The organism is Aeromicrobium sp. SP1 (genome assembly GCF_055663785.1).
The window spans coordinates 1,928,539-1,946,122 of the sequence record NZ_JBQVVK010000001.1 but is presented as its reverse complement, the minus strand read 5'-3'; the positions used below and the strand labels follow the sequence as shown (position 1 = coordinate 1,946,122).

The window sequence follows — 17,584 nt, the reverse complement described above, 5'->3', positions numbered from 1 at the left end:
ACGGTTAAACGCCAGCCGTAGGGCGTGCCGTGCGTCCCTTGGCTACTGGGACTCTGAGGTCGGCGAGCCTGCGCCGACGCGGTCGACGAACGCGAGGCTGGCTCGGGAGATCTGGCCGCGTGCTTGGTCGTGACTGATCGTGGGAGTTCCGTCACCCGGCTGCTTGCCGTAGTCGCCGAAGTAGGAGTGGACGGCGCCGTCGATCACGGTGAACTCGGTGTCGGCCGGGAGGTCGGCGCGCGAGGCATCGATCTGGTCGGGGGTGGACAGTCCGTCGCGCGAGCCCGAGATCGACTCGACCTGGGCGGTGAGGGAGGTGCTGATGTCGTTGGCCGGGTGCGAGGCGTAGAGGAGCAGCCCCACCGCGGGCGCGTTTGTGTCGTCGTCGGCGTCGTCGGCGTCGTCGGCCTCCATCGAAGCGACGACGCCGCCGAGCGAGTGACCGCCGATGACCCATCGGGTGATCTCGGGGTGGTCGTCGCGGGCGGAGTCGAACGCTCCGATGCTCAGGAAGGCGATGCCGAGCGCCGGCTTGGCGATCACCACGGGGTGACCGGCCGCGGCGAGAGGTCGGAGGACGGCTGCGTAGGCGCGTGGGTCGACCTTGGCGCCGGGTTGGAAGAACAGACCTGTTGCGTTGGCGTCGGTCGTGGGCGTCAGCGTGATCCGCGTCGCGGACTCGACGACCAACACGTCGGTGTCGGAGTTCATCGCGGCCAGTGCAGGTTCGACGGCACTGAACGGTCGCAGCCAGGCGGTGGTGCCGACCCATCCGACGCCGACGAGCAGGACGGCGACGCCGAGGGCCCACCGCCACCGGCCACGCGCGGGCAACGGGCGACGTACGTGCCACGCCGCCGCCAGGGATCCGAGCACGGTGAGCGCGAGCACCACCGCATAGGTCGGGTTCCCGTGGCGTACGGCGTCCCACCGCGTGCTGCACACCCAGATGACGACGGCGATGCCGGCGATGGCGACGGCAAGGATCACCCACCTCCACCAGCGCAGGGCCGTGGGCTGCCTGCGCTCGGTGCTCGCTTCGGGGGTCGGCTCCGGGGTGTCGGTCATGTCTCCTCGACTCGTGTCACGGGGTGATGTGGCGGAACGGGTGCGCTCGCGGCTGGTAACTCTGGAATGAGGTGGAGGTACAGGCCAATCGGGTCGTTGTCGTAGGGATCGCTCAGCGGGTGCCGCGAAGGATCGCGCTCCAGCCGCGGGCGTGAGTCCATGGAGCGGAGCCTAGCGAGCCGGCCGCGTCCTGTGACACGAAGACTCGCCACGAGGTGTGCACGGCGCTATCATTGGTGCTATCAGCGGGGTGGAAGAGGTGGTCGAGATGGCATCCATCATCGTGCGAGGGCTCGATGAAGAGGTCAAGAATGCGCTCGCCACCCGGGCGCGGGAACACGGTCGCTCCATGGAGGCCGAGGTCCGGGACATTCTCACGGCCGCCGCCCGCCGACCGCACATCGGACTGGCGCTCATGCAGGCAGCCCGCGAGCTCGGTGGCATCGACGAGCTGGCGATTCCCGAACGTGACGACGTCGCGCGGACGGCCGAGTTCGAGTGATCGTTCTGGACACGAACGTCATCTCCGAAGTGTTCCGGCTGCGACCGGACCCCTCCGTCGTCGCGTGGCTGGAATCGCTCGAGGGTGACGTCGCGATCACGGCCATCACCTTGGCCGAACTGCTGGCCGGCGTGCGCCGCTTGCCCGACGGTCGACGGAAGTCCGCCTTGACCGCGGGCATTGACGCGGCGCTGCGGCCCTACCGGGAGTCGCGCTCCGTTCTCCCGTTCGACGACAAGGCCGCCGGGTTCTACGCTGACGTCCTCGCCGAGCGAGATGCGGCGGGTCTGCCGATCAGCACGGTTGATGCGCAGATCGCGGCGATCTGCAGGGCACACGGTGCGATGTGCGCGACGCGGAACACGAAGGACTTCGCCCGAACCGGAGTCCAGCTCGTGGATCCGTGGAGTTCATGAGTTCAAGTCCGTACGTCAGGAGATCTCGAGTCGGGCGCGGCAGTCGGGGTTGTGGACGCGAGTCGTCGACGGCGGGTTCGCGGCCAGGGCGGCGGCTGGGCGGATCGGTCGGGGCGTGAGGTTGCCGCCGCAGTTCGGGCAGACCAGCGCGAGCGGCCCCGTGGCGCAGGAGGCGCACCACGTGCACTCGAACGTGCAGATGTAGGCGTCGTCGTCGACCGCGAGGTCGCGGTCGCAGCACTCACAGTTCGGTCGCAGCTCCAGCATGGTGCGAGCGTAGGCCGTGGCAGCGCTGAGGAGCGCACGGCTCAGGACTGGCGCCGGGACACGAGCAGCGCCGCGGTCCCCACCGCGAGCAGGAGCAGACCTGCGTACAGCGGAAGCGGGCTCCCGGCGCCGGTGTCGGAAAGGGAGCCGCTCGACGCCGTGGTGCCGTCGGGAGTGCTCGCCGGCGGCGTGGTCGAGGGGGCCGCGGAGGGTGTCGACGTCGGGGGAGAGGTCGGCTCGACCTCGTCGGGGAGCGCCCGGAACCGGAAGTCCTGGGCGCCGATGGTCTCGCCCGCGTCAGTGATCGTGATGGTGCGCGTGGGCTCGCCGACGATCTCGTAGCCGTCGAGGGCGGTGATGGAGATCGTGTAGTCCCCGGGTGCGAGCCTGTCGGCGAAGTACTGACCATCGGCGTCGGTCGTGAACGTCGCAGGCCCGTTCGGACCGTCGACCTCGACGGGTGCGCCTGCGACGGGTGCGCCGTCCTCGTCGGTGACCTGTCCGCCGAGGGCGCCCGGACGAGTGAGAGCGAAGTCCTGGTCCGTGACGTCGTCGGCATCGACGTCCACGTCGGTCCGTGGCGGCGCCGGGTCGTAGCCCGCGGGTGGCTCGACCGCGATGTCGTACCTTCCCGCCGGGACCCGCTCGAAGACGTAGCTCCCGTCCGCCTCGGTGACAGTGGTGAGCGGGGGACCGGTCTCCGGGGTGAGGGTGATGGTCACGCCACCGACGCCGGTACCGCCACCGGTGACCGTGCCGGAGACGTCTGGGTTCGCCGTGAGGGTGAAGTCCTGGCCGGTCACCGGCCCCGCGTCGATGTCGAACGGCGGGCGCTCGTCGGTGCCGGTGTAGCCGTTAGGGATGTCGATGCTGACGTAGTAGCCGTCGCCGAAGGGGTTGTTGTCGAACAGGTATCGTCCGTCGGCGCCCGTGGTGGTGATCTCCGTCGCCCCGTCGGGCAGGTGCAGGGTGACAGTGACCCCGGCCAACGGGTCGCCGCCGGCGGTGACTGCGCCCGACACCGGGTACGGGACGATCGCGCGAACCGAGAAGTTCGCGACCGCGTCCTCGGTGGCGGTGCTCACGGTCCGGCTGCGGGGCCCGGTCACGGCGCAGGCCGGCGGCGGCTCGACGCTGACCCTGTAGCCGGGCTGGGTCGCCACCTGCCCGAACGAGTAGGCACCTGACGCGTCGGGCGTGGTGGTGGCGATCCCGGTGCCGTCCGGGCCGACGAGGCGCACCGTGACGGAATCGGGTGCACAGGTCGCCGGGCTCGTGGAGGCGTCCGTGACCCTGCCGCTCAGAGTGCGCGCGGAGGCGGCGAACGACGTCGAGTACAGCGGGAACCCGGCTCGCCGGGTGAAGACGACGGTCAGCGTCTTGAGGCGCACGGTCGGTTCGAACCAGCCGATCGCGCCGATCGTGTCGGTCGCCGACGGGTTGCCCGTGAGTGTCCGCGTGGCCGGGTTCCATGGCGGCACGTCGCCGATGCTCGTCGAGCAGACGCTCGGTCGTGGCGTCGTGTCGCAGAAGTTGAAGCCTCCGTTGAAGCCGAGCTCGGCCGCCGACACCGGCGCGCCGTTGGCATCCGTCGCGGACACCGTGGCCTGGTCGGCATCGATGTCCGACAGGGCGAACGCCCACCCGGTCGGTGGCGTGGGGCGGTCGAACACGTAGGTCGTCGTTGATCCGCCCGTTGCGTTGTCCACCCTCGGCCGCAGTGCGAGGTAGGGCTGATCGCGGCTCGATCCGTACTTCAGCCCGATCGGCGTGTTCTCCCCGACCCAGTTCGTGGCGCCCGAGACGATGCCCACGTTGCCTGCCCTGGAGTCGGACGTCACCGAGGCGGCCGGGAAGCCGGGCACCGGGAGCTGGAGACTCGTGGCGTAGTTGTTCGCAGAGCCCGTGAACGCACCCCACTGCGCGTACGAGGTGCTGCGGACCGCGTCGGCGGCCGCTCCGAGGGAGACCATCGCAAGCAGGAGCGCGGCGAGTGCGCACCGCGCCCAGCGTCGCATGGATGGTCCGTCCTGCTCGACTCCGATTCCGGCACCAGATTATCCGGATGGATCGTGCACCGCTCGTCGTGATTTCGGCCGGGACGACTACCGCGAGGACCCCAGGAGACGATCGACGGTTCGATGGGCCCGGTCGCGGTCGACGGGGCTGTCCAGCACCGCCGCGTCGATCAGCAGGGGTGCGACGATCGCGGGAACGGCGTCGGCCACGAAGGCCGGTTCGAGGTCGCTGCCGAGGGCGCGACGGACGGGCGCGGCGAGGTCGTCGACGTAGCGCTGGCGCAGCGTCACCGCCTCCGGGTCGCTGAGCGCCATGGCCACCAGGGCCCGCAGGAACGCCGGCACCGGCTTGTCCCGGAGTCGGTCGCACAGGTCGTCGATGGCTCGGTGGACGTCGACGGCGTGGTTGCCGGTGAGCGCGCGGGGCGCTTCGGGCGCGACGTCGATGAGCGCGGACAGCACGGACGTGGGGGTCGGCCAGTGTCGGTAGATGGTCGAGCGGGAGACGCCCGTCACCTGGTGCAGTCGCTGCGCGGTGAGCGCGGGCCCTCCCTCGGTCAGCACGAGATCGAGCGCTGCGGACAGCACGACCTCAGTGGTGCCGGCCGCGGGTCCGGCCGGCCTTCCGGCACGAGTCATGGATTTAACGATACATCTTGCATCGCAAACTCGACGGTGTTACGGTCGGCTCATTCATTGACGATACAAACTGTATCGGAAACATTTGACTCACACGGAGGCGTCGATGCGCGCGCATGTCGAAATGATTCACGAGGCGGACTACGTCTGGCACCCCGCCGAACTGCCGGGCGGCCAGGGTGAGGTGCTCGAGCAGCGCTTCTCCGTCGACGAGGAGGACGGATCGTCCTCGCTCATGCTGTCCTTCGGCAGCGACTGGAGCCGCGGCGCCGGCGTCCCCGAAGCCGACACCGAGTTCTTCGTCGTCGAGGGCTCCATGGAGTACGAGGGCCAGACCCTGGGCGAGTGGGAGTACATCCACGTTCCCAAGGGCGTCCCCATGGGCGAGCTGAAGGTCGCCGCCGGCTCCAAGCTGCTGCACTGGCGCGAGTACGGCGGCAGCGCCTTCGAGCTCGGTGGCGAGCGCGCCGCCGACGCCCGTGGCGAGGTCACCATCACGAACCCGCACACCCTCGAGTGGACGTCCACGATCGACCGGACCCCCGGCCCGCTGGCGCCGCTCTACATCAAGATGCTGCACCACGACAAGGAGACCGACTTCTACACGCGCCTCATCAAGGCGCCCGTCGGCTGGAAGGAGCCTCGTCTGCCGCACCACCCGGTCTTCGAGGAGTTCTTCACCCTGTCCGGTCGCACCGGCTCGATCCACGGTGACTCCACCGCGGGCACCTACGCGTTCCGTCCGGCCTGGATCAAGCACGGCCACTACGAGACGCTCGAGGAGACCATCTGGATCCTGCGCTGCGACGGCGTCCTGGTGAACCTCTACTCGACCGACACGTGGATCGACTGGGGCGGAAAGGCCGAGAACTACGACCCGGAGACGCAGTCGCCGGTCCCCTCGACGATGCCGGTCCGTTCGCGGACGACCGGTGCCTGGGACCCGAAGCTCGCCTGAGCCGAAGCGGATCGGTGGGACGACGTCGTCCCACCGGTCCGCTTTTCCATGTCCGGCCGGGCGCGTCGAGCCGGTGGCCGTCGCCGAGGCAGTCGGCGACTTTGCACCGTCCGCGTCGCCCGGCCAGACTGCGTCCATGGACGAGCCGGAGACCGCGGAGCAGCTCATGCGGTCGCGCTTTGCCGCGTTCAAGGCCGGTGATGCCGGGTGGCTCCTGGCGTCCTGGCACCCCTCGACCCGCCCTGACGAGCTCGACCTGACCGACAACCCACTCTGGCGCGGCCTGCAGATCGTGGACACCGTGGCCGGCGGTCCGTCCGACGCCGAGGGCATCGTCGAGTTCCGCGCCACCTACCTCGTCAGCGGCGAGCTGGCGATCCTGCACGAGCGATCGCGCTTCGTGCGCGAGGACGGCCGGTGGCTCTACGTCGACGGCGACGAGGTGCAGTCCTGATGGGCCTGCCCGACGATCCCTTCGACCACCAGATCACGAAGGACGGTGCGGTGCGGGTGACCCGCGGCGGCCGTCTCGTCGCCGTGATCGGGGGCAAGGAGGCCGCCCGCCTCGCCGCTCGACTGGGTGCGGACGACGAGACCGACCAGCACCTGCTCGCGCGGGCGACGGGCAACTACCGCCGCGGAACCGAGCGATGACGACGATCGCGCAGGTCCGCAAGGCCGCGCTCGCGCTGCCCCGGGTCGTCGAGGGGTCGCACTCCGGCACCGTCGCGTTCTCGGTGGCCGGAAAGGGCTTCGTCTCGGTCACGCAGGACGGGCTGATGCAGGTCCGGATCAGCGTCGACTGGATCGACGACACGCTGGGCGACCTGCCAGCGGCCGAGCCCCTCGTGCGGGCGGGCGCGCCGATCGGGGTGCAGGTGCCGCTCGCGGCGATCAACGGGATGCAGTCGAACACGCTCGTGCGCCGGGCCTGGCAGGCACGCGCACCGAAGCGACTCGTCGCCGCCGAGCAGACGGCGACGGCCGCGGTCCCCGGCGAACTCGGGGACCTGCCGGCATCGATCGGCCGTCCCGCGACCCGAGCGCTCAGCGCCTCGGGCGTGACCTCGTTGGCGGCTCTGTCGCAGTGCACCGAGGCGCAGATCGGCGCCCTGCACGGCGTGGGGCCGCGTGCGGTGCGACTGCTCGGAGAGGCCCTCGCGACCGCTGGCCTTCGGTGGCGGTCCTGAGCCGGCTCAGAGCAGTTCGGAGGTCGTCTGGAGCAGGCTGAACCCGCTCGCCGCGACCCACACCGTGATGGCGGCCCGGACCACCCAGAGCACGGGCCAGGGCAGCCGCTGCCAGAGGGTCTTCGTGGACCCGATCCAACGGTCGCCCAGCAGCGTGACGATCACCGTCGCGAGGACGGGCACCGTCACCACCAGCGCGACAGCGACCAGGGGCGGGTCGAGCAGCGTGAAGTCGACGCCGTCGCTGTGCACGAGCGCATCGCCGACCACGAGCGCGGCGGCGAGCGGCATGCTCACGGCCCGCCACCAGGGCGGCCCGAACCTCAACCCCCGGAAGAACACCCACAGGACGCCGCCGGTCGCCCCGAAGATGAGACCGACCGTCAGCAGGTTGAGGGTCCCGTCCATCGTGAACCGGCCCATCTCGAAGCCGTCGTCGGTCAGCCGACCGGACGCCTGCGGGTTGATCCTGGCCAGCACGAACATGACGAACCGGCCGTAGACCCCGCCGGCCAGCACGCCGGCCACGGCGCCGGCGAGCACGCCGAGGACGAGACGACGGAGACCTTCGACGACAACGGACACACCGCGGGACGGGCCCGCCTCGGGCACAGACTGCGACGACATGGGTCGAGGGTAGGGCTGGCGATGTGCTCGCGTCGCGGATTTTCCGCAGATCGGCGGGAGGGCACGGACCGACCGTCCGACCGCGCACCTAGGCTCGGGCCATGAGCGAGGTCAAGGGACCGGCGTCGTACTTCCCGTCGATCGAGAAGAAGTACGGCCAGCCGATCGAACACTGGATGCAGCAGCTGGAGTCCGTCGCGGACGCCAAGCACATGGAGCAGGTCGCGTTCCTGAAGGAGCAGCACGGACTCGGCCACGGCCACGCGAATGCCGTCGTGGCCGTGTTCCGGCAGAACCGGGACGCCGAATGAGCGAGCCGCGCATCGCGTTCGCCACGTGCGCCAAGCTGCGCGACGGATTCGACGACGACCGCGAGGCGGCCCGCCTGCTCGGCGCGGAGTTCGTCCGCTGGGACGACCCGGCCGTCGACTGGCACGCCTACGACCACGTCGTGATCCGTTCGGCGTGGGACTACACGCTGCATCGTGACGCCTTCGTGGCGTGGGCGCGTGCGCTCGGTGACCGGGTCTCGAACCAGCCGGACCTGATCGCCTTCAACTCCGACAAGGCCTACCTCGGAGCGCTCGGGGTGCCGACCGTTCCGACGACGTACGTCGTGCCCGGGGGCGAGGTCCCGGCGCTGCGCGGCGAGGTCGTCGTCAAGCCGACCGTCTCCGCCGGCGGCAGGGACACCGGCCGCTTCGACCCCGACCACCACGACGGCGCCCGCGCCCTCGTCGCCGAGATCAACGCGTCCGGTCGCGTCGCGATGGTGCAGCCCTACGTCGAGGGAGTCGATGCGCACGGCGAGACCGCGGCGGTCTTCCTCGGCGGCGAGCTCTCCCACGTCCTGCACAAGAAGCCGGTCCTGCGCGAGCAGGGCACGGCCGCACTGCTCGATCCGGACGATCCCTCGTCGGAAGCCGCGATCATGCACGACGAGGACCTCGTCACCGTGGGGGAGGCGTCCGAGCCGTTCCTCGAACTCGCCCGGGCCACGTTCGGTGAGATCGCGGGCCGGTTCGGCGCCCCGCTCTACGTCCGCGTCGACATGGTTCCCGGCCCCTCGGGCCCGGTCGTGATGGAGGTCGAGGCCGTCGAGCCGTGCCTCTACCTCGACCTCGTCCCCGGTGCGGCCCAGCGCCTCGCCGACGCCGTGCGGATCCGGGTGGCCGAGAGCGGTCCTCAGCGCGCCCGGTGACCGACGCCGCGGTCGTCGGGGGAGGGCGCGAGCCACACCGCGATCGCGGTGGTGATCGGGACGGCCAGCACGAGGCCGATCGCACCGACGAGCGTGCGGACGATCTCCTGGCTGATCTGCTCGGTCGTCGCGACCTCGAGCAGTGACCGCTGGTACGCCGAGATGAGCAGCATGACCGTCATCGCGGTGCCCGCATAGGCGAACACGAGCGTGTAGACGCTCGAGGCGATGTGGTCGCGGCCGATCCGCATCGCGGAGCGGAACAGTGCGGTGCGACCGGCGGCCGCCTGGACGCCGCGCAGCTCCCACACGGCGCTGGCCTGCGTCACCGTCACGTCGTTGAGCACGCCGAGCCCGGCGATCACCATGGACGCCGCGACCACGCCGGCCAGACTCATCCCGGGCGCCGTCGCCACGAGCAGGTGGTCGTCCTCCGATCCGATGCCGGTCAGGTGCGCCCAGTCCGTCGCGAATGCGCCCACGACGGCCGTGAAGGCGATGCCGAACAGCGTGCCGAACAGTGCCGCGGTGGTGCGGATCGAGATCCCGTGGGCGAGGTAGAGGACCGCGAGCATGATGACGGTCGACCCCGCCACCGCGACGGCGATCGCCGGCTTTCCGGCGAGCAGCGCGGGCAGCACGAACCGCAGCAGGACGAGCATCGTGATGCCGATGCCCACGAGCGCGAACACGCCTCGCCACCTCGCGACGATCGCCACGAGCACGGCGAACGCGATCGCCAGGAAGGCCAGCTGGGGCCCGCGCTGGTGGTCGTAGAACTCGTACGTGGCGTCCTGGCCCTCGGGAGCGTAGGTGCTGACCCGGATCTTGTCGCCGACGTCCATCCCGCCGCCGACGTAGCGCGTGGGGTCCAGGGTGAACACCGCGGTCGCGCCGTCGGCCGTCTTCGCCGTGACCTGCGCGCACGAGCCGTCCACCATGGGCACGTTGTCCGGGCCGGTGCCGCCGTCGCTGTTGCAGTCGAACGGCGTGACCTCGGTGACTGTCGCCTTGACGATCTCGACCTTGCCGTAGGGATCGGCGCCGTGGGGCACCTCGTCGGCCGCCGGCCACAACGCGAACACGGTGGCCGCGGCGGCCACCGCGATGAGCAGCACCACCGCCGCGAGGGTCCACGCGAGCCTCGGTCGGGGCGGTCCTTCCGGCGGGTCGATGCCGTGGTGGTGTGTCACGATGACCAGCGTGGCACGTGGTGATGACCTCCCTGAACACCTCCCCGGTGGATCCGGCGGCGTCTGGCGCGTGGGACGCACCGTTCGGCGCCCCACCGGCGCCTGGACGCCCGCGGTCCACGAGCTGCTCGGCTGGCTGTCGGACGAGGGCCTCGGTGGGATCCCGCACGTCTCCGGCATCGACGACGACGGTCGCGAGATCGTCTCGTACATCGAGGGTCGGGGCGTGCCGGTCGACGACGAGGTGGTGCTCGACGACGTGCTCGTCGAGGCCGTCGCGTGGCTGCGCGACTTCCACGACCTCGTCGACGGGTTCCGCCCCGACGGCCCGCGAACGTGGCGCCAGACCGGCGACGCGCCCGTGGAGCTCGACGCCGACGAGGTGATCTGCCACAACGACCCCGGCGCCTACAACTGGATCATCCAGAGCGGCCACTTCGTCGCGATGATCGACTGGGACCTCGCCGGCCCGGGCCGACCGATCGACGACCTGGCGTTCCTGTGCTGGACCGGCATTCCCCTGTACCGCGAGATCCCGATCGAGGACGTCGTGCGCCGCTTGGACCTCGTCGTGGACACGTACGCCGAGTGGGGTCCGGTGACGCTGCTCGACGCCGTCGTCGCGCGGATGACCACCGCCACCGAACGGATCGCCGTCGGCATCGAGCGGGGCGATCCCGGCATGCTCCAGCTCGCGACGCGGGGTGAGCCGCAGCGGACCCGCGACCGGCTCGCGGCCTTCGTCGACCGCCTTCCGCAACTGCGCGACGCCCTCTGATCGCGTCCGCGCTAACGTCGCGGCATGCATGAGGTTCCACCGGTCGCCGCGGCCCTGGGTCTTGAGCCCCACCCCGAGGGCGGGTGGTACCGCCAGACGTGGGCGTCGGACGTGGTCGTCGACCTGCCGGACGGCCGCCGCCGGCCCACCGCGACGCTGATCTGGTTCCTGCTGCCCGCCGGCGAGGCGTCGGCGTGGCACCGGGTCGCGTCCGACGAGCTGTGGCTCGCACACACCGGCGCCGTCATCCTCGAGCTCGGTGGGGACGGCGCCGCTCCGCGGACGAGCAGCGTCCACACCGTGTCGACCGCGGACGAGGGCCAACTCCTCGTTCCTGCCGGCGTCTGGCAGCGCACCGTGCCGAGCGACGAGGACGCGTTGGTCAGCTGCCTCGTCTCGCCGGGGTTCGACTTCGACGACTTCGAGCTCGCTTGAGGGATCGCGGGGAGTGAGACGAGTCGTCGTGGTTGCGCCGTCGTCGATCGCTGCCGGAACGGCGCGACCCACGTGAACCGCCACCGCGTGTGACCTGCGTCACGTAGGGTGCCGCCATGGATTCGACCCTCTCCACGGTGGGCTTGCCGATCGCGCTGGGCGTCATCATGTTCGGCCTCGGGCTGTCGCTGACGGTCGCGGACTTCGGCCGCGTGAGGCGGTCTCCCCGCGCCGTGCTCGTCGCGCTCGTGTGCCAGCTGATCCTGCTGCCCGCCGCGTGCTTCGGGCTCGTGCTGGTGCTCGACCTGCCGCCCGTGCTGGCCGTGGGGATGCTGCTCCTGGCCGCATCGCCCGGCGGCACGACGGCCAACCTGTTCAGCCACCTGTTCCGCGGCGACGTCGCGCTGAACATCTCGCTCACCGCGATCAATTCGGTGATCGCGATCGTGACGCTTCCAGTCATCACGAACCTCGCGATGTCCCACTTCGACCTCGGCGACGAGGTCACGTTGCAGTTCCGCAAGGTCCTCGAGGTGTTCGCCGTGGTCCTCGTGCCGGTCGCGCTGGGCATGGTGGTGCGGGCCAGGGCGGCGGGGTTCGCCGCACGGATGGACCGTCCGGTGCGGATCGCCTCGGCTGTGCTGCTGTTCGTGATCATCGCCGGAATCGTCACGGACCAGCGCGAGAACATCGTCGACTACGCGACGTCGGTCGGTGTGGCGGTCACGATGTTCTGCGTCGTCAGCCTCGTCGTCGGCTACCTGGTGCCGCGCTCCTTCGGGGTCGCCGAGCGGCAGGCCGTCGCGTGCTCGTTCGAGATCGGGGTGCACAACGCCACCTTGGCGATCTACGTCGCGGTCGAGGTGCTCGGCAGCGTGGAGCTCTCGGTTCCCGCCGCGGTCTACGGCTTGGCGATGTTCCCGCTTGCCGCGCTGTGGGGCGTCGCGCTGACGCGGTGGGTCGTGCCGCGCGCGCAGGCTCGCACGCTACGGTCGGGAAATGCCTGAGGTACCTCCGCTCGCTGTGTCGACATGCGTGGCATGACCGCCGTCCACTTCGACGAGCGCGAGGACGCGGACGCGTTCGTCGGCGCGCTCACGGCGCGCGGGCTCGGCACGCGGATCCACCGGGACGAGTTCGCCGGCGAGGACGATGCCGAGGACGCCGCGTGGATCGTGGAGGTCGAGGACGCGCCGGGGGACCTGACCGAGCTGGCGGAGGATCACCACGGTTGGGAGATCACCGGGGCGAGCGAGCGAACGCCCGTGCCACCGCCGCTGCCGCAGCAGCCGCGCCGGATCAAGGGGCCGTCGGCGCCGCGTCGGTCGGGGGATGGATGACGCCCTCGTAGATCGTCTCCATGAGCTGCTCGAGCATGTCCCCGCGGTGCAGCGTCCGGCCGGTCCAGCTGGCCATCGCGGTGGAGAACCACATCGCCCCGAAGACCTGCTCGAGCGCCAGGCGCACGTCGACGCCGGTGTGGATGAGATCGGGGATGCCCGTCTCGGTGATCTCCGTCGCGACCTCGAACAGCGCGTCCAGCCGCTCGATGAGCTGGGTCCGCACGGGCGAATCAGGTCCGTACGCGGTCGCGCCGATCAGCGGACCCAGTGCGGCGGCGATGTCGGCGAGGTCGTCGAAGAACTTCCGGATGCCGTCGTCGATCTCGCTCGCGGATCCGGCCAGGTCGCGGCGGATGCCCGTCGCGTTCTCCAGGGCGCGCACCATGGCCGCGTCGATGGATCCCAGGACGGAGACCTCGAACAGCTCCTCCTTCGACGGGAAGTGTCGGTAGAGCATGGCCTCGTTGATGCCCGCCTCGCTCGCGATGTCGCGGGTCCGGGCGGCGGCGAAGCCGTTGCGCGCGAAGACCCGGCGGGCCGATTCGACGATCTGGGCACGACGGCGCGCGGCGGACATCCGCCGTTTCGGGGTCGCGCTCTCCGCGGTCACGGGGGAAACCGTAGGCCACGAGGGCGTTCCACGCCCGCGGGATCGCGAAACTCATGAGGCGTGTGGTGCGTGTGTGACTCATGTTTCTTCAAACTCGACGTTGGACAGTGATTTACCCCATTCCGCTTGTGACACGCGTCATGAAAGCCATAATCTGGCGTCACTTCAATGAAGTCAGTGCCTACTTACTTAGGTCGGGAATGCTGCCCCCGCCCTTCGCCGAGGAGACGAGAGAGATCATGAGCGTTCCGAAGCCGCTCGTGCGAACCGGTCTGCGGTTCGCCCGTCCGTTGATGCACTCCACGCGAGTGAGCCTGGGTGCCAAGCGCACCCTGGCCGACTCGATCGCCGGTGCGTCCCGGGCCCCTGAGGGGACCATCTACGACTTCGACGTCATCGCTGGACAGCCCGTCCAGTTCGTGACCGTCGAGGGCACGGGACCGGCCGCCGGCCGGGCCACCGTGCTCTACCTGCACGGCGGCGGTCACGTCGTCGGCAGTGCCCGCGCCTACCGGCCCTTCACGGCGAACCTCGCCGCGTACGCCGGCATGGACGTCATCGTCCCGGAGTACCCGCTGGCGCCCGAGAGCCCGTACCCCGCGGCCCTCGAGGCGATGCTCGCGCTCTACCGGGCGCTGCCGTCCTACGGCGTCGATCCCGCGTCGGTCGTCCTCGTCGGCGACGACGCCGGTGCCGGACTCGCCCTGGCCCTGGCCATGGAGATCCGTGACCGCGGTCTGCCGATGCCGGCCGCGATCGGCATGATCAGCCCGTGGCTGGACCTGACGGCCGACATCGATCGGGCCCGTCCGTCGGCCGGCGACCCGTGGTTCACCCCCGCGCTGGCCACCCGCTGGGCGCACCCCTACATCGGTGGCGCCGACCCGGCCACCCCCGGCATCTCCCCGCTGTTCGGCGACTTCGCCGAGCTGCCCCCGATCGTCCTGCACTACAGCGGCCGCGATCCGCTGCGCACCGACTCCGAGGCGTTCCTCGAGAAGGTCACCGCGATGGGCGACGGACCGCGCGTCATCGCTCGGGAGTACCCCGAGATGTGGCACTCGTTCCACCTGCAGGCAGGTCGGCTCGACGCGGCCGACGAGGCCCTGGAGGAGTTCGGCAAGGCGATGGCCTCGCTCGTCGACGCCCCGCGTCGTCACGCCAGCGTCGTGCCGATCAACCGTCCGGTCGCCGGTCGTGGCGGCCGCCGGCTCACGCTCGTCAAGCCAGTTGCCGCCGCAGGAACTCCAGCTGGATCAGCTTGAGGTTCTCGGCCACCTCTTCCTGAGGGGTCATGTGGGTGACACCCGACAGCGGCAGCACGGTGTGCGGCCGCCCCGCCTCCAGCAGCGCTGAGGACAGTCGCAGGGTGTGTGCCGCCACGACGTTGTCGTCGGCCAGCCCGTGGATCAGCAGGAGCGGCCGCTCGAGCTTGCCCGCGAGGGGCAGCAGCGAGTTCGCGTCGTAGACCTCGGCCTGCTCGTCGGGGTGCCCGAGGTAGCGCTCGGTGTAGCAGGTGTCGTAGAGGCGCCACTCGGTCACGGGCGCCCCGGCGACCGCGGCGTGGAACACGTCGGGACGCTCGAGCACCGCCAACGCCGAGAGGTAGCCGCCGTAGGACCAGCCCGTGATGCCGACGCGGCCCGCGTCGACGTCGTCGGGGTACCGCTCGGCGATCGCCGCCACGGCGTCGACCTGGTCGGCCAGCGTGACCTCGGCGAAGCGGTCGCGGATCGCGCGCTCCCACGCGGTGCCGCGGCCCGGGGTGCCGCGGCCGTCGGCGACGACGACGCAGAAGCCCTGGTCGGCGAGCCACTGCGACTCCAGGAACATCCGGCCCGAGGCCAGCACCCGCTGGGCGTGCGGGCCGCCGTACGGATCCATCAGGATCGGCAGCCGTGCCGCACCGCGCACGTGGTCGCGCGGGAACAGCACGCCGGCGCGCAGCTCGCGATCGCCCAGGCGCACGAACTCGACCTCGGGCACGAACGGGGCGGGCTCGGCCAGGACGCGCACGGGTCGTGGGTCGTGGCCCTCGGACAGCACCGTGACCGTCGAGTCGGGCGAGGCGAGCTCGGTCCGCACGACGACGGTCGTGGGACCGCCGACGACGGCCCCGTGCACCGCGACCCCCTCGGTCAGCGCGTGCTCCGTGCCGTCGAGGCCGAAGCGGACGAGATGGATCTCGGTCGGCTCCGCGGACGCGGTGACCAGCACCCCCGCCTCGGAGACGTCGACGATGCCGCGCACGTGCCAGGCGTCGCCGCTGAGCGGGGTGCCGTCGACGCAGACGCGACGGCGGTCGCCCGTGTCCTCGAGGGTGATGAGGCGGCCGGACGCGTCGCGGCGCGGGGCGGACGACAGCTCGACCCAGGACTCGTCGGCCAGCTCGCGCAGCACGACCGTGTCTCCCGTCGTCGGGTCGACGGACAGCACGAGGCTGGACCGCTGGTCGCGGCTGAGGACCTGCACGACGGGATCGGAGCCCTCCGACCAGTGCACGCGCGCCAGGTACTCGTAGGCGTCGTGGTCCCACGCGATCTCGGTCGGAGCGCCGCCGTCGAGCGGCACGTGCCACAGGGTCACGATGCTGTTCGGCGTGCCCGCCGCGGGATAACGCTGCTCGACCGCGGGGCGGTCGGGGTGGGCCGGGTCGGCGATGTGCCACACCGGCACGTCGACGTCGTCGTACCGCTCGACCAGCAGGGAGCGTCCGTCGGGTGCCCACCAGAATCCGCGGAAGCGGTCCATCTCCTCGGCGGCGATGAACTCGGCGCGACCCCACACCTCGGTGGGCGCGTCGGGGGACACGAGCGCTCGGTCGTCTCCGCCCGCGACCCCGACGACACGCAGTTCGCCCGTGGCGGTCGCGTAGGCGACGTGGCGCCCGGTCGGGTCCAGGCGCGGGTCGATCACCGAACCGGCCGCGGACAGCTCGCGCACCGCTCCGGCTCCGAGGTGCACCGCGAACAGTCGGCCGGACAGCGCGAAGCACGCCCAGCGACCGGTCGCGTCGACGTCGTAGGAGACCAGGCCGCCCGCGGACTCGCGGCTGCGCTCGCGGCGCGACCGCTCCTCGGGTGTGAGCTCCTCGTCCGCACCGCCGAGCACCGCCGCCGGATCGACGAGCAGCGACTCCTCGCCCGTGGCGACGTCGAACTCCCACAGCTGACCCGTGCGGGTGACGCCGTCCGGCGTGCGGATGAAGCGCACCGTGGCGCCGTCGGGCGAGACCGTGATGTTCCGTGGGACGCCGAGCGTGAAGCGCAGTGTGCGGGCCGCCAGGCGTGGGTACGAGACGCGCATGACCCCATCCTGACAGGGTGGGCCGGACCACTAGATTTGGGCGCATGTCCGACCGCCGCATCCTGTTCGTCCACGCCCATCCCGACGACGAGTCGATCACCAACGGGATCGCGATGGCCAAGTACGTGGCCGAGGGCGCACACGTCGTGCTCGTCACGTGCACGCTCGGCGAGCACGGTGAGGTGCTCATCCCGGATCTGGCGCACCTGGCGGCCGAGGAGGAGGACCGCCTCGGGGCGCATCGCCTCGGCGAGCTCGCCGACGCGATGGCCCACCTGGGCGTCACCGACTTCCGTCGGCTCGGCGGCGACGGCCGCTACCGCGACTCCGGCATGGTGTGGGACGAGAACGGCAACGCCGCGCCGATGGAGCAGGTCGACCCGCGCGCCTTCTGGAACGCCGATCTGCTCGAGGCGGCGAACGAGCTGGTGGCGGTGATCCGCGAGGTCCGGCCCCAGGTGCTCGTGACCTACGACGAGTTCGGCAACTACGGGCACCCCGACCACATCCAGGCCCACCGGGTCTCGCACTACGCGGTCGCGCTCGCGGCCGCGGCGTCCCACCGGCGCGACCTCGGCGAGGCATGGGACGTCGCGAAGGTCTACTGGGTCACCCAGTCGGCGTCCCAGGTGCGCGAGGGCGCGCGGCTGATGGCCGAGAGCGGCCAGGAGTTCCCGTTCCCGTTCGACGTCGACAACCTGCCGCCGATGTTCTCCGAGGACGTCGACATCGCGGCGGTCGTCGCCTCGGCCGATCACGTCCCCGCCAAGCTCGACGCGATGAAGGCGCACGCCACCCAGATCACCCCTGACGGCGAGTTCTTCGCGATGGGCATGGACCTCGCCGCGATCACGTGGGGCTCGGAGTACTACCGCCTCGTCAAGGGCGTCCCCGGCCCCGCCGGGCCGTCCGGCTTCGAGGAGGACCTGTTCGCCGGACTGGACTGAGTCGCGGGTGCCGCTCGTCGCGTGAGACGGGACGGTCGTCTCAGTTTGCGGGCTGATGCTCGGCGGCGATTGCGCCGGACACGTAC

Annotated in this window: 22 protein-coding genes; 14 read left to right on the top strand and 8 right to left on the bottom strand. The window is 70.9% G+C overall.

Translation table 11 applies throughout. From position 1 onward, the window contains the following. Positions 1-42: 42 nt before the first annotated feature. Positions 43-1,068, bottom strand: a complete 1,026-nt coding sequence (locus ACT26F_RS09615; protein ID WP_471670303.1) for an alpha/beta hydrolase — start codon at positions 1,066-1,068, stop codon at positions 43-45. Between the two features lie 268 nt (positions 1,069-1,336). Between ACT26F_RS09615 and ACT26F_RS09610 the strand changes: the two genes are divergently transcribed. Together ACT26F_RS09610 and ACT26F_RS09605 are read left to right on the top strand one after the other, a co-directional pair. Further along, positions 1,337-1,570, top strand: coding sequence for a FitA-like ribbon-helix-helix domain-containing protein (locus tag ACT26F_RS09610; protein WP_471670302.1), 234 nt, complete (start codon positions 1,337-1,339; stop codon positions 1,568-1,570). Then, positions 1,567-1,986 (top strand): PIN domain-containing protein, encoded by a 420-nt coding sequence (locus tag ACT26F_RS09605; RefSeq protein ID WP_471670301.1) that lies wholly within the window; start codon positions 1,567-1,569, stop codon positions 1,984-1,986. Before ACT26F_RS09610 ends, ACT26F_RS09605 begins: the two co-directional genes overlap by 4 nt. Before the next feature lie 15 nt (positions 1,987-2,001). On the opposite strand, the gene ACT26F_RS09600 is transcribed toward ACT26F_RS09605, so the two are convergent. The 3 genes from ACT26F_RS09600 to ACT26F_RS09590 all read right to left on the bottom strand — a co-directional run bounded on the left by ACT26F_RS09600 (position 2,002) and on the right by ACT26F_RS09590 (position 4,910). Further along, positions 2,002-2,253 carry a DUF1272 domain-containing protein gene (locus ACT26F_RS09600; RefSeq protein WP_471670300.1) on the bottom strand — a complete coding sequence of 84 codons (252 nt, stop codon included), beginning with the start codon at positions 2,251-2,253 and terminating at the stop codon, positions 2,002-2,004. Between the two features lie 41 nt (positions 2,254-2,294). Continuing rightward, positions 2,295-4,271 (bottom strand): MSCRAMM family protein, encoded by a 1,977-nt coding sequence (locus tag ACT26F_RS09595; protein WP_471670299.1) that lies wholly within the window; start codon positions 4,269-4,271, stop codon positions 2,295-2,297. 87 nt (positions 4,272-4,358) lie between these two features. Next, positions 4,359-4,910 (bottom strand): TetR/AcrR family transcriptional regulator, encoded by a 552-nt coding sequence (locus tag ACT26F_RS09590; RefSeq protein ID WP_471670298.1) that lies wholly within the window; start codon positions 4,908-4,910, stop codon positions 4,359-4,361. A 124-nt stretch (positions 4,911-5,034) separates the two neighbouring features. On the opposite strand from ACT26F_RS09590, the gene ACT26F_RS09585 reads away from it, so the two are divergent. From ACT26F_RS09585 to ACT26F_RS09570, 4 genes are all read left to right on the top strand, one after another. Further along, positions 5,035-5,868: a DUF4437 domain-containing protein gene (locus ACT26F_RS09585; RefSeq protein ID WP_471670297.1), complete on the top strand. Its 834-nt coding sequence runs from the start codon at positions 5,035-5,037 to the stop codon at positions 5,866-5,868. Positions 5,869-6,004: 136 nt separating this feature from the next. Then, a complete protein-coding gene (locus ACT26F_RS09580) occupies positions 6,005-6,322 on the top strand; it encodes a YchJ family protein (protein ID WP_471670296.1) in 318 nt (105 codons plus the stop codon). Beyond that, positions 6,322-6,522 (top strand): hypothetical protein, encoded by a 201-nt coding sequence (locus ACT26F_RS09575; protein ID WP_471670294.1) that lies wholly within the window; start codon positions 6,322-6,324, stop codon positions 6,520-6,522. Before ACT26F_RS09580 ends, ACT26F_RS09575 begins: the two co-directional genes overlap by 1 nt. Continuing rightward, positions 6,519-7,058, top strand: a complete 540-nt coding sequence (locus tag ACT26F_RS09570; protein ID WP_471670293.1) for a hypothetical protein — start codon at positions 6,519-6,521, stop codon at positions 7,056-7,058. The genes ACT26F_RS09575 and ACT26F_RS09570 overlap by 4 nt, the downstream gene beginning before the upstream one ends. A gap of 6 nt (positions 7,059-7,064) precedes the next feature. On the opposite strand, the gene ACT26F_RS09565 is transcribed toward ACT26F_RS09570, so the two are convergent. Further along, entirely contained in the window at positions 7,065-7,685 is a 621-nt protein-coding gene (locus ACT26F_RS09565) for a hypothetical protein (RefSeq protein WP_471670292.1), read from the bottom strand. A 101-nt stretch (positions 7,686-7,786) separates the two neighbouring features. On the opposite strand from ACT26F_RS09565, the gene ACT26F_RS09560 reads away from it, so the two are divergent. Both ACT26F_RS09560 and ACT26F_RS09555 read left to right on the top strand, forming a co-directional pair. Next, a complete protein-coding gene (locus tag ACT26F_RS09560) occupies positions 7,787-7,996 on the top strand; it encodes a DUF4287 domain-containing protein (RefSeq protein ID WP_471670290.1) in 210 nt (69 codons plus the stop codon). Beyond that, the gene (locus tag ACT26F_RS09555; RefSeq protein ID WP_471670289.1) at positions 7,993-8,886 is read left to right on the top strand and encodes an ATP-grasp domain-containing protein; all 894 of its coding nucleotides are present in this window, start codon (positions 7,993-7,995) and stop codon (positions 8,884-8,886) included. Before ACT26F_RS09560 ends, ACT26F_RS09555 begins: the two co-directional genes overlap by 4 nt. On the opposite strand, the gene ACT26F_RS09550 is transcribed toward ACT26F_RS09555, so the two are convergent. Next, positions 8,871-10,079 (bottom strand): YibE/F family protein, encoded by a 1,209-nt coding sequence (locus ACT26F_RS09550; RefSeq protein WP_471670288.1) that lies wholly within the window; start codon positions 10,077-10,079, stop codon positions 8,871-8,873. The two genes, ACT26F_RS09555 and ACT26F_RS09550, sit on opposite strands and share 16 nt — an antisense overlap. A 70-nt stretch (positions 10,080-10,149) precedes the next feature. Between ACT26F_RS09550 and ACT26F_RS09545 the strand changes: the two genes are divergently transcribed. The 4 genes from ACT26F_RS09545 (at position 10,150) to ACT26F_RS09530 (ending at position 12,632) form a co-directional block, all read left to right on the top strand. Beyond that, the gene (locus ACT26F_RS09545; RefSeq protein ID WP_471670287.1) at positions 10,150-10,857 is read left to right on the top strand and encodes a phosphotransferase; all 708 of its coding nucleotides are present in this window, start codon (positions 10,150-10,152) and stop codon (positions 10,855-10,857) included. Positions 10,858-10,881: 24 nt separating this feature from the next. Beyond that, complete coding sequence (locus ACT26F_RS09540) at positions 10,882-11,292, top strand: cupin domain-containing protein (RefSeq protein ID WP_471670286.1); 411 nt, start codon at positions 10,882-10,884, stop codon at positions 11,290-11,292. A gap of 116 nt (positions 11,293-11,408) precedes the next feature. Next, the gene (locus tag ACT26F_RS09535; protein WP_471670285.1) at positions 11,409-12,299 is read left to right on the top strand and encodes a bile acid:sodium symporter family protein; all 891 of its coding nucleotides are present in this window, start codon (positions 11,409-11,411) and stop codon (positions 12,297-12,299) included. Positions 12,300-12,332: 33 nt separating this feature from the next. After that, entirely contained in the window at positions 12,333-12,632 is a 300-nt protein-coding gene (locus ACT26F_RS09530; protein WP_471670283.1) for a hypothetical protein, read from the top strand. Here ACT26F_RS09530 and ACT26F_RS09525 read toward each other — a convergent pair. Next, on the bottom strand, positions 12,592-13,245 hold the full coding sequence (locus ACT26F_RS09525) for a TetR/AcrR family transcriptional regulator (protein WP_471670282.1): 654 nt from the start codon (positions 13,243-13,245) through the stop codon (positions 12,592-12,594). The genes ACT26F_RS09530 and ACT26F_RS09525 overlap by 41 nt on opposite strands. Positions 13,246-13,484: 239 nt before the next feature. Between ACT26F_RS09525 and ACT26F_RS09520 the strand changes: the two genes are divergently transcribed. Next, on the top strand, positions 13,485-14,510 hold the full coding sequence (locus ACT26F_RS09520; RefSeq protein WP_471670281.1) for an alpha/beta hydrolase fold domain-containing protein: 1,026 nt from the start codon (positions 13,485-13,487) through the stop codon (positions 14,508-14,510). Here ACT26F_RS09520 and ACT26F_RS09515 read toward each other — a convergent pair. Then, positions 14,467-16,551: a S9 family peptidase gene (locus ACT26F_RS09515; RefSeq protein WP_471670280.1), complete on the bottom strand. Its 2,085-nt coding sequence runs from the start codon at positions 16,549-16,551 to the stop codon at positions 14,467-14,469. The genes ACT26F_RS09520 and ACT26F_RS09515 overlap by 44 nt on opposite strands. Positions 16,552-16,595: 44 nt before the next feature. On the opposite strand from ACT26F_RS09515, the gene mshB reads away from it, so the two are divergent. Next, positions 16,596-17,498 (top strand): N-acetyl-1-D-myo-inositol-2-amino-2-deoxy-alpha-D-glucopyranoside deacetylase, encoded by a 903-nt coding sequence (mshB, locus tag ACT26F_RS09510; RefSeq protein ID WP_471670279.1) that lies wholly within the window; start codon positions 16,596-16,598, stop codon positions 17,496-17,498. Positions 17,499-17,584: the final 86 nt, after the last annotated feature.

Coding starts and splice junctions, on each gene's coding strand:
- ACT26F_RS09615 (WP_471670303.1), bottom strand. CDS start 1,068: ATGACCGACACCCCGGAGCCGACCCCCGAAGCGAGCACCGAGCGCAGG.
- ACT26F_RS09610 (WP_471670302.1), top strand. CDS start 1,337: ATGGCATCCATCATCGTGCGAGGGCTCGATGAAGAGGTCAAGAATGCG.
- ACT26F_RS09600 (WP_471670300.1), bottom strand. CDS start 2,253: ATGCTGGAGCTGCGACCGAACTGTGAGTGCTGCGACCGCGACCTCGCG.
- ACT26F_RS09595 (WP_471670299.1), bottom strand. CDS start 4,271: ATGCGACGCTGGGCGCGGTGCGCACTCGCCGCGCTCCTGCTTGCGATG.
- ACT26F_RS09590 (WP_471670298.1), bottom strand. CDS start 4,910: ATGACTCGTGCCGGAAGGCCGGCCGGACCCGCGGCCGGCACCACTGAG.
- ACT26F_RS09585 (WP_471670297.1), top strand. CDS start 5,035: ATGATTCACGAGGCGGACTACGTCTGGCACCCCGCCGAACTGCCGGGC.
- ACT26F_RS09580 (WP_471670296.1), top strand. CDS start 6,005: ATGGACGAGCCGGAGACCGCGGAGCAGCTCATGCGGTCGCGCTTTGCC.
- ACT26F_RS09575 (WP_471670294.1), top strand. CDS start 6,322: ATGGGCCTGCCCGACGATCCCTTCGACCACCAGATCACGAAGGACGGT.
- ACT26F_RS09570 (WP_471670293.1), top strand. CDS start 6,519: ATGACGACGATCGCGCAGGTCCGCAAGGCCGCGCTCGCGCTGCCCCGG.
- ACT26F_RS09565 (WP_471670292.1), bottom strand. CDS start 7,685: ATGTCGTCGCAGTCTGTGCCCGAGGCGGGCCCGTCCCGCGGTGTGTCC.
- ACT26F_RS09560 (WP_471670290.1), top strand. CDS start 7,787: ATGAGCGAGGTCAAGGGACCGGCGTCGTACTTCCCGTCGATCGAGAAG.
- ACT26F_RS09555 (WP_471670289.1), top strand. CDS start 7,993: ATGAGCGAGCCGCGCATCGCGTTCGCCACGTGCGCCAAGCTGCGCGAC.
- ACT26F_RS09540 (WP_471670286.1), top strand. CDS start 10,882: ATGCATGAGGTTCCACCGGTCGCCGCGGCCCTGGGTCTTGAGCCCCAC.
- ACT26F_RS09535 (WP_471670285.1), top strand. CDS start 11,409: ATGGATTCGACCCTCTCCACGGTGGGCTTGCCGATCGCGCTGGGCGTC.
- ACT26F_RS09530 (WP_471670283.1), top strand. CDS start 12,333: ATGACCGCCGTCCACTTCGACGAGCGCGAGGACGCGGACGCGTTCGTC.
- ACT26F_RS09520 (WP_471670281.1), top strand. CDS start 13,485: ATGAGCGTTCCGAAGCCGCTCGTGCGAACCGGTCTGCGGTTCGCCCGT.
- ACT26F_RS09515 (WP_471670280.1), bottom strand. CDS start 16,551: ATGCGCGTCTCGTACCCACGCCTGGCGGCCCGCACACTGCGCTTCACG.
- mshB (WP_471670279.1), top strand. CDS start 16,596: ATGTCCGACCGCCGCATCCTGTTCGTCCACGCCCATCCCGACGACGAG.